Genomic DNA, 9,147 nt, shown 5'->3' on the forward strand with positions numbered 1-9,147 from the left:
CAAAATGAAGAGAGTCTTATGAGGCCACAACAGCAGAACAGGCGCATGCGCGGTCGCAACAACAATGGCGGCGGCGGTGGCAACAACAATAACAACAACAACAACCGCAAGGGCCCAAATCCCCTGACGCGCAACTACGAGAGCAACGGCCCGGACGTGAAAATCCGTGGATCGGCTCAGCAGATCGCCGAAAAATACGCCACTCTGGCCCGTGATGCGCAAAGCGCCGGCGACCGGGTTATGGCGGAAAATTACCTCCAGCACGCCGAGCACTACAACCGCATCATTGCCGCCGCACAGGCGCAGATGCCGATCCAGAATGCCCCGCAGAACCGCGACGAATTCGACGACGATGAAGATCGCGACGATTTTGACAATGCCGGCAGCGGCAATGGCGGCGAGACTCAAGCGCCGATGGCGAACCACGGCAACGGTCCGCAGCCGACGATTGAGGGCACGCCGGCCGAACTCGCATACGGCCAGGAAAACGGCCGCGAGAACAACAGTGGCCGTGACAATAATGGCCGTGACAATAATGGCCGCAACAACAACGGCCGCGACAACAATGGCCGCAACCGTGACCGCCGCCCCAATGGCGGCTATGGCCAGAACGACCAGCGTGGCGACTTTGCCCAGCGTGGCGAGCAGAACGGCCAGCGCGGCGACCAGCAGCGCTTCACCGAAACCCCGGCACAGGCGGAAACCGTTTCCGCGGTTGAGCCCGAAGCCGAGAGCGGTTTCTCCGAGCCGGCGCCGCTGTACGAAAACCTGTCGCCGGCGGCTCTTGCCGCCCGGGCCGAACTCAATGAGGCAGCCGCCGAGAGCGGCGCTGCCCGTCGCCCGCGGCGTCCGCGCCGCCCGCGCAACAATGCCGATCAGGTCGGTGACGAACAGTCTGGTGGTGGCCAGGTGGTGGATGGCGCCGGCGAGACCGCTGCCGCTGTTGACGTGGTGGATGCGGCGCCGGCCGAAAGCCCTGCCGGCGACCCGTTCGCCGTCGACGCCAACAACTGACCCACAAGACATAAGTCGATGAAACGGCGGAGAGAAATCTCCGCCGTTTTCGTTTGCTCGGCCATGCAATATCATCAGCCGGACGTCTTGAGCGGCAATGGCTTGCGCCCCATATCTGGCGTGAACTGGACCCGGCTCGGATGAGCGGGTCCGTCACCGCAATCTGATCCGGTGCCGCAAAGCGGGCCGGTGATGGAAGGAGACAGATATGAACCTCGAGAAATACTCCGAGCGCGTCCGCGGATTCATTCAGTCCGCCCAGACCATGGCGCTCTCGCGCAATCACCAGCAATTCACTCCCGAACATATGCTGAAGGTCCTCGTCGATGACGATGAGGGGCTGGCCGCCTCGCTGATCGAGCGCGCCGGCGGCAACGTGCGCGACGTCAAGCTTGGCGTCGAGACCGCCCTTGAGGCCATGCCGAAGGTGGAAGGCGGCAACGGCCAGCTTTATCTGGCGCAGCCGCTGGCCAAGGTGTTTTCGACCGCCGAGGAATTGGCCAAGAAAGCCGGCGACAGTTTTGTCACGGTCGAGCGGCTGCTGCAGGCGCTGGCGATGGAGAAGTCGGCCAAGACGGCCGATATCCTGTCCAAGGCCGGCGTCACAGCGCAGGCGCTGAACCAGGTGATCAACGACGTCCGCAAGGGCCGTACCGCCGATTCGGCGAGCGCCGAGCAGGGCTATGACGCGCTGAAGAAATACGCGCGCGACCTCACCGCCGATGCCCGCGCCGGCAAGCTCGACCCTGTGATTGGCCGTGACGACGAGATCCGCCGCACCATCCAGGTGCTGTCGCGGCGTACCAAGAACAACCCGGTGCTGATCGGCGAGCCGGGCGTCGGCAAAACGGCGATCGCCGAAGGTCTGGCGCTGCGCATCGTCAATGGCGACGTGCCCGAATCGCTGAAGGACAAGCAGTTGATGGCGCTCGACATGGGCGCGCTGATTGCCGGCGCCAAATATCGCGGCGAGTTCGAGGAGCGGCTGAAGGCCGTGCTCAACGAAGTCACCTCGGCGGCCGGCGGCATCATCCTGTTCATCGACGAGATGCACACGCTGGTCGGCGCCGGCAAGGCCGATGGCGCCATGGACGCTTCGAACCTGTTGAAGCCGGCGCTGGCGCGCGGCGAACTGCACTGCGTCGGCGCGACCACGCTCGATGAATACAGGAAGCATGTCGAGAAGGACGCGGCCCTTGCCCGCCGGTTCCAGCCGGTCTTCGTCAACGAGCCGTCGGTGGAAGACACCGTGTCGATCCTGCGTGGCCTGAAGGAGAAGTACGAGCAGCACCACAAGGTGCGCATCTCGGATTCGGCGCTGGTCGCGGCGGCGACCTTGTCCAACCGCTACATCGCCGACCGTTTCCTGCCGGACAAGGCGATCGACCTTGTCGACGAAGCCGCGTCGCGGCTGAGGATGCAGGTCGATTCCAAGCCCGAGGCGCTGGACGAAATCGATCGCCGCATCATGCAGCTCAAGATCGAGCGCGAGGCACTGAAGGTCGAGAAGGACGAGGCGTCAAAGGACCGGCTCGCGCGTCTCGAAAAGGAACTCGTCGGCCTCGAGGAGGAATCGACCGAGATCACCGCCAAATGGCAGTCGGAGAAGCAGAAGCTTGGCCTCGCCGCTGACCTCAAGAAGCAGCTCGACGCGGCCCGCAACGACCTCGCCATTGCCCAGCGCAAGGGTGAATTCCAGCGCGCCGGCGAGCTTGCCTATGGCAAGATCCCGGAACTGGAAAAGAAGCTGAAGGAAGCCGAAGCCCAGGACGGCAAGGCCGGCATGGTCGAAGAGGTGGTCACGCCCGACCACGTCGCCCATATCGTGTCGCGCTGGACCGGCATTCCGGTCGACAAGATGCTGCAGGGCGAGCGCGACAAGCTGCTGCGCATGGAAGACGAGATCGGCAAGCGAGTCGTCGGCCAGGGCGAAGCGGTGCAGGCGGTGTCCAAGGCCGTGCGTCGTGCCCGGGCCGGGCTGCAGGATCCGAACCGGCCGATCGGCTCGTTCATGTTCCTCGGACCGACCGGCGTCGGCAAGACCGAACTGACCAAGGCGCTGGCCAATTTCCTGTTCGACGACGAGAGCGCCATGGTGCGCATCGACATGTCGGAATACATGGAGAAGCACTCGGTCGCCCGGCTGATCGGAGCGCCTCCCGGTTATGTCGGCTATGAGGAAGGCGGTGCGCTGACCGAAGCGGTGCGGCGCCGGCCCTATCAGGTCGTGCTGTTCGACGAGATCGAGAAGGCGCATCCGGATGTCTTCAACGTCCTGTTGCAGGTGCTCGACGACGGGCGGCTGACCGACGGGCAGGGCCGCACGGTCGACTTTCGCAACACGCTGATCGTCATGACGTCGAACCTCGGCGCCGAATATCTGGTCAATCTCGGCGAAGAGCAGGATGTCGATGCCGTGCGCGACGAGGTTATGAGCGTGGTGAGAGCCTCGTTCAGGCCGGAGTTCCTCAACCGCGTCGACGAGGTGATCCTGTTCCACCGGCTGCGCCGGCAGGATATGGGCCGCATCGTCGAGATCCAGCTCAAGCGGCTGGAAAGCCTGCTCATCGACCGCAAGATCACACTGTCGCTCGACCAGGAATCGATCGACTGGCTGGCGGCGAAGGGCTACGACCCGGCCTATGGCGCGCGGCCGCTGAAGCGGGTGATGCAGAAGGACCTGCAAGATCCGCTGGCGGAAAAAATCCTGCTTGGCGAGATACTCGACGGCTCGACCGTCAAGGTCACCGCCGGCTCCGACCGGTTGAATTTCCGGTCCAGGCCCACTGTGGTGCCGACCGACGCGGCAGCCTGATCCAACGCCGCGCGTCCGACCGGACGCGCGGCATTTTCTTATGAAACAACAATCCTTTGACGGGGGTGCAGATGACGCTGGACGACTACAACAGCTTCTGCGCCTCGCTGCCGCAGACGACGCATGTCGTGCAGTGGGGCGGGGCCGATGTCTGGAAAGTCGGTGGCAAGGTCTTCACCATCGCCGGCCATGACCGGGAGGGTGGCGTCTTCGTCACCTTCAAATGCTCTGAAATGGCTTATGACGTGCTGAAGGATCAGCCCGGCTGCCGGCCGGCGCCCTATCTCGCCTCGCGCGGCATGAAATGGATCCAGCGTCAGACAAGCCAGAGCATGGATGATGATGCGCTGAAGGACTATCTCGGCGAAAGCCACCGCCTCGTCGTCCTCAAGCTGACGAAGCAGACGCGCAAGGAATTGGGCCTGTAGCAACCAGTAATCCGCCATCTTCATGCCCGGTTCATGTTGGAAAGCTTATGTTGTGGTTTGCTGGCGAAGGGGTTTGCCTGCAGGCTTTTGACGATCAGGGCGTTCCTTGCGCATCCAAACGGTGGCGAGAACGTTCTGGTGGGAACACTGCCGGGCGGCGGCAATTACGCATGACCCCGAAAATCGAAATTCGATTTTCGGAAAGGATCATGCGCAGACATGAAGTGTTACAACGTCCTTTGCGCGTCCAAACGGACGCGCGGCGCTGTAAGTACCGGAGAGTTTGACCACCATGTTCCGCACGATCCTTGCCTTTTCGGTGCTCGCCGCCGGGCTGCTCACGTCCAGCGCCATGGCATCGCCGACTGTGGACAACGCACTGCCGGCCGTCCGCGCCGCCGATAGCGGCGGCATTGTGCTTGCCCAGGACGGCAATCTCGACATCTATTACGACGCCAGGGGCAACCGCGTCATCGTCGATGCCGAGACCGGCAAGGTCATTGCCATCCAGCCGCCGCAGACCAGGCTCGACCGCCGCGCGCTGCGCCGGGAAATGCGGGCACGTGAGCTTGGACGCGCACCGGTCGAAGACGACGACCGCTACTATCTCGACGATCCCGAAGACATGGCGCGTTTCCGCCGCAGGCAACTGGACGATCAGGGACGAATCCCCGGCCCGCCGGTTGATGAATACGATCCTGAAAGCGACAGATTCCTGGGGGCCGCTCCGCAGGATGATGCCAATGACAGCGACACCTATCCGGAAGCGCCGAAATCCGCTGAACCGCGGCCCCTCAAGCGCCAGCCGCTGAACGAAGCCTCTATCGATCCCGCCGAACCGGCGGCGCCCGCCGACCAGGCCGCGCTGCCGCCGAAAGCCGGTGGCAAGACCGTGGTCGATCCCTCGCTTTCACTCGGCGCACGCCAGGATGTAGCCGCCTTGCAGGTGCTGCTCGACCGCGCCGGCGCTTCACCCGGCGTCGTCGACGGGCGCTTCGGCTCCAATGTCGACAAGGCGCTTGCCGCCTATAACCAGATCACCGGCAGCAATCTGCGCTCGACCGACGCGGTCGGCATCCAGGCTGCGCTGGCGCAAACCGGTGGCGATGCTTTCGCCAATTATACGATCACGCCCGAAGACGCGGCCGGGCCTTATGTCGCCTCGATACCGGAGGATTACAGCCAGAAGGCGCAGCTCGACCGCATGGCTTACACCTCCGTCACCGAAGCCTTGGCCGAACGGTTCCACATGGACGAGAACTACCTGAAGGGGCTCAATCCCGAGGCCGACTTCAGCCGTCCCGGCACCATCATCAAGGTCGCCAATTTCGGCAGGCTGGTGGCGACGCCGGTTGCCCGCATCGTCGCCGACAAGGACAAGAAGCAGGTGTTCGCCTATGACGCCGGTGGCAAGCTGGTCGCGGCCTATCCGGCCACCATCGGTTCAGCCGACACGCCCTCGCCGACCGGCACCCATACGGTGTCGCGCGTCGCGCTCGATCCGAACTACACCTACAACCCCAGCATCAATTTCAAGCAGGGCCAGAACGACAAGATCCTGACCATCCCGCCGGGTCCGAACGGCCCGGTCGGCTCGGTGTGGATTGCGCTGGACAAGCCGACCTATGGCATTCACGGCACGCCCGATCCCTCCAAGATCGGCAAGACCGAAAGCCATGGCTGCGTGCGCCTGACCAACTGGGATGCGCGTGAACTGGCCAAGCTGGTGTCGCCGGGCGTCACCGTCGAGTTCGTCGGCGGTCCCTCGGCCGATGATGTTGCGGAGCAAGTGAGCGCTCCAGCGCAGTGATGTCGGCCTGCCCATAAGGCAGGCCGACATCTAAGCTGGATTCATGAGCGCAGGGCGCTGGCTGGTTGTTGCCGGCCCGCAACAAGTCTAAGCTGGCGCTGATGAAGTCTCCGAGTGAAGCCGCAGCCGTTCCCCTAACCAGGTCGCTTTCCAACGGTACATTTTGCCCGCAGTCGCAGCGCAAGTTCGTGCTGGTTGCGGCGATCCTTGCGTCAGCGCTCGGCTTCATCGACGGGTCGATCCTGGCCATTGCCATGCCGGCAATGCGCGTCGACCTCGGCGCCAGCCTGGCCGAGGTCCAGTGGATTTCCAACGCCTATGCGCTGACGCTGTCGGCGCTGATTCTGGCCGGCGGCGCCGCCGGCGACCGGTTTGGCCTCAGGCGCGCCTTCGTTGCCGGCATTGCGTTGTTCATCGTCGCTTCGCTGGCCTGCGCGGTGGCGCCGAATGCGCTGGTGCTCATCGCCTTTCGCGCCATTCAGGGCCTTGGTGCGGCGATCATGGTGCCGGGCAGCCTCGCCATCATCGCCAAGGCCTATCCGAAGAAGGAGCGCGGCCGGGCGATCGGCATCTGGGCCGCCGCCTCGGCGCTGACGACGGCGCTCGGTCCAGTGCTCGGTGGCTTCGTCCTGTCGGCCTTTGGCGGCGGTATCTGGCGGGCGATCTTCGCCGTCAACCTGCCGCTCGGGCTGATCTCGATCTATCTCCTGCTGGCCAAGATTCCCGCCGACGCGCCGACGGAGAAGCGAAGCCTCGATCTCGGCGGCGCCGCTCTCGCCACGCTTGCCTTCGGGGCGCTTGCCTACGGACTGACCTCGATGAGCGCCGAAGGCAGCGGGCTGATGTCGGGGCCGAGCATCGCCGCAGGCGCCGTGCTGCTTATCATCTTCATCGTCTTCGAGCTTCGGCAGCGCGAGCCGATGATCGATCTCAAGCTGTTTCGGATCGGCGCCTTCGCCGGCGCCAACCTCGCCACCTTCTTCCTGTATTTCGCGCTGTCGGCCAATCTGTTCTACCTGCCGATGCTGTTGATCGCCGGATGGGGGCTGAGCACCAAAGAGGTCGGTTTCATCTTCCTGCCGCTGTCGGCGTTGATCGCGCTGCTGTCGGGTCTCGTCGGCCAGTGGTCGGATCGCATCGGTCCGCGTTTTCCGATCGCCAGCGGCTGCCTGGTGGTCGCCATCGCCTTTGCCGGGCTGGCTTTGCTCACTCATGCCGGCATGCACAATTTCTGGACCGGTATCTTTCCGCTGATGGCGGTGATGGGGCTCGGCATGGCGCTGGTGGTGTCGCCGCTGTCGACGGCGGTCATGACCGCGGTCGAGGACAAGGATACCGGCGCCGCTTCCGGCATCAACAATGCGGTTTCGCGCATTGGCGGGCTGATTGCTGTGGCGGCGATGGGCTCGCTCGCGGCCTGGGTCTATTCGACGATGCTCGATACCAGCGTCAGGCCGGGCATTCCGGGGTTCGGAGAACCGGCATTGGCCGGCCTGGCGTCAGACCTTGATGCAACACGGCTCGCCGCCAGCGATGCGGCGTTCGCGGCCGTGTCGACAGTGACGGCCGTGCTTTGCCTCCTTGCCGCTATTATCGCCTGGGCCACCGTTTCGGGGCAAAAGCTGCCTTGGTCACGAGCCGAAGAGGAGCAGTCGACCTGATTCGGAGCCGACCCGATTCGGAATGCTCTGATGGGGCGATTATGATTCGCCGGCGTCGAGTGTGACGGCTTAAAGCGCGTCGCGCTGAAACGGATTCATACGACGCGCTTTAAGTCTTTGTTTTGACACATGTCCTTGTCCCAGAGCCGCGGCACACTTCTGGGCGACATGCATTAGCCTTCGATCTTGGCGCTCGCGACCTTCAGCGGATTGCTGTCTTCCTGCTTGAGCAGTTCATCGATGCGCTCGCGCTCGCGCTTGAAAGCGACCAGGTCGTCGCCCTTCAGCACCTTGCCGACCGGCAGACGCACGCGCATCGGGTCGACCTTGGTGCCGTTGACGATCAGCTCGTAGTGAAGATGCGGACCGGTGGAGAGGCCGGTCTGACCGAGGAAGCCGATGGTCTGGCCCTGGCGGACATGAACGCCCGGTTCGATGCCTTTGGCAAAGGCGCTCTGGTGATTGTAGGAGGTCTCGTAGCCATTGGCATGGCGGATGATGATCTGTTTGCCGTAGCCGCCGGCCCAGCCGGCCTTTTCGATGGTGCCGTTGCCGGCGGCGATGATCGGCGTTCCGATCGGCGCCGCCCAGTCGACGCCGGTATGCATGCGGACATAACCGAGGATCGGATGTCGGCGGGCGCCGAAGCCGGAGCGGAATTTCCCGGCCGGCAGGGGATTGCGCAGCAGGAACTGCTCGGCGCTCGATCCATCCTCGTCGAAATAGTCGGTCGAGCCGTCCTGCATCTGGAAGCGGTAGAAATTGCGTGTCTGGCCGCCGAAGGTCGACGAGACATAGAGCAGTTCCGATTCGTCGGAGGCCTGGTCGTCGCCGTCAGGCTGCGAGAACAGCACGTCGATGCGGTCCGATGGATTGAGCCTGGACTGGAAGTCGACGCCGGAGGCCAGGAGCTTGACCAATTGCTGGGTCAGCTTCTTCGACATGCCATAGGAATAGGCGGCGCGGTAGATGCCGTCATAGACGTTCGGCAGATTGCCGCGCACCACCACCGGTGCCGACGAATCGTCGAACGCGGTCAGCAATTCGGGGTTCGGCTCCGGTTCCTGCGCCGGCACATACTGGCCGCGGTCGTCGAGCGCGATGGTGACGATGTGCGTTGTCTTGTCATAGACGCTGGTGCGAACGACCTTGGCGGCGTCGCCATGTACCTCGAGCCCGACCCGCAGCACGGTTCCGGCCTTCAGCGCCGGTGCGTTGAGCAGCTTGCCGATCGCCTCCGCCATGCCGGTGGCGTCATCGCCCGTATAGCCCGAATCAGCGAAAGCCTCGGCAATGTCGCGGTCCCTGGTGAAGGGAATGATTTCCTCGGCGAAAGCCGGGGTCTGGTCGTCGAGCGCGACGCGCGGCGCCACCGAGACGTTTTCCGGCACGATCTTGACGTCGTAGGAGCCGGCCATC

Annotated in this window: 6 protein-coding genes (1 of these 6 cut by a window edge); 5 read left to right on the top strand and 1 reads right to left on the bottom strand. The window is 63.9% G+C overall.

Going from position 1 to position 9,147, the window contains the following annotated elements; all coding sequences use genetic code 11:
* Positions 1–18: 18 nt before the first annotated feature.
* The 5 genes from NLY42_RS11545 to NLY42_RS11565 all read left to right on the top strand — a co-directional run bounded on the left by NLY42_RS11545 (position 19) and on the right by NLY42_RS11565 (position 7,728).
* Positions 19–1,014 carry a DUF4167 domain-containing protein gene (locus NLY42_RS11545; RefSeq protein ID WP_023693990.1) on the top strand — a complete coding sequence of 332 codons (996 nt, stop codon included), beginning with the start codon at positions 19–21 and terminating at the stop codon, positions 1,012–1,014.
* Between the two features lie 208 nt (positions 1,015–1,222).
* Positions 1,223–3,829: an ATP-dependent chaperone ClpB gene (gene clpB, locus NLY42_RS11550; RefSeq protein WP_023754200.1), complete on the top strand. Its 2,607-nt coding sequence runs from the start codon at positions 1,223–1,225 to the stop codon at positions 3,827–3,829.
* Between the two features lie 71 nt (positions 3,830–3,900).
* Positions 3,901–4,257: an MmcQ/YjbR family DNA-binding protein gene (locus tag NLY42_RS11555; protein ID WP_023685771.1), complete on the top strand. Its 357-nt coding sequence runs from the start codon at positions 3,901–3,903 to the stop codon at positions 4,255–4,257.
* Positions 4,258–4,549: 292 nt separating this feature from the next.
* Positions 4,550–6,067 (top strand): L,D-transpeptidase family protein, encoded by a 1,518-nt coding sequence (locus NLY42_RS11560; RefSeq protein WP_023743066.1) that lies wholly within the window; start codon positions 4,550–4,552, stop codon positions 6,065–6,067.
* A 101-nt stretch (positions 6,068–6,168) separates the two neighbouring features.
* The gene (locus NLY42_RS11565) at positions 6,169–7,728 is read left to right on the top strand and encodes an MFS transporter (protein WP_023686665.1); all 1,560 of its coding nucleotides are present in this window, start codon (positions 6,169–6,171) and stop codon (positions 7,726–7,728) included.
* Positions 7,729–7,901: 173 nt separating this feature from the next.
* On the opposite strand, the gene NLY42_RS11570 is transcribed toward NLY42_RS11565, so the two are convergent.
* Positions 7,902–9,147 carry the 3' portion of a M23 family metallopeptidase gene (locus NLY42_RS11570; RefSeq protein WP_023686664.1) on the bottom strand. Its footprint extends 725 nt past the window's final position, so only the last 1,246 of its 1,971 coding nucleotides appear in the window; the start codon falls outside the window, past its right edge; its stop codon occupies positions 7,902–7,904.

Origin of the sequence: Mesorhizobium sp. C372A (genome assembly GCF_030323245.1) — a bacterium.
In the GTDB taxonomy this organism is placed as follows: Bacteria; Pseudomonadota; Alphaproteobacteria; order Rhizobiales; family Rhizobiaceae; genus Mesorhizobium.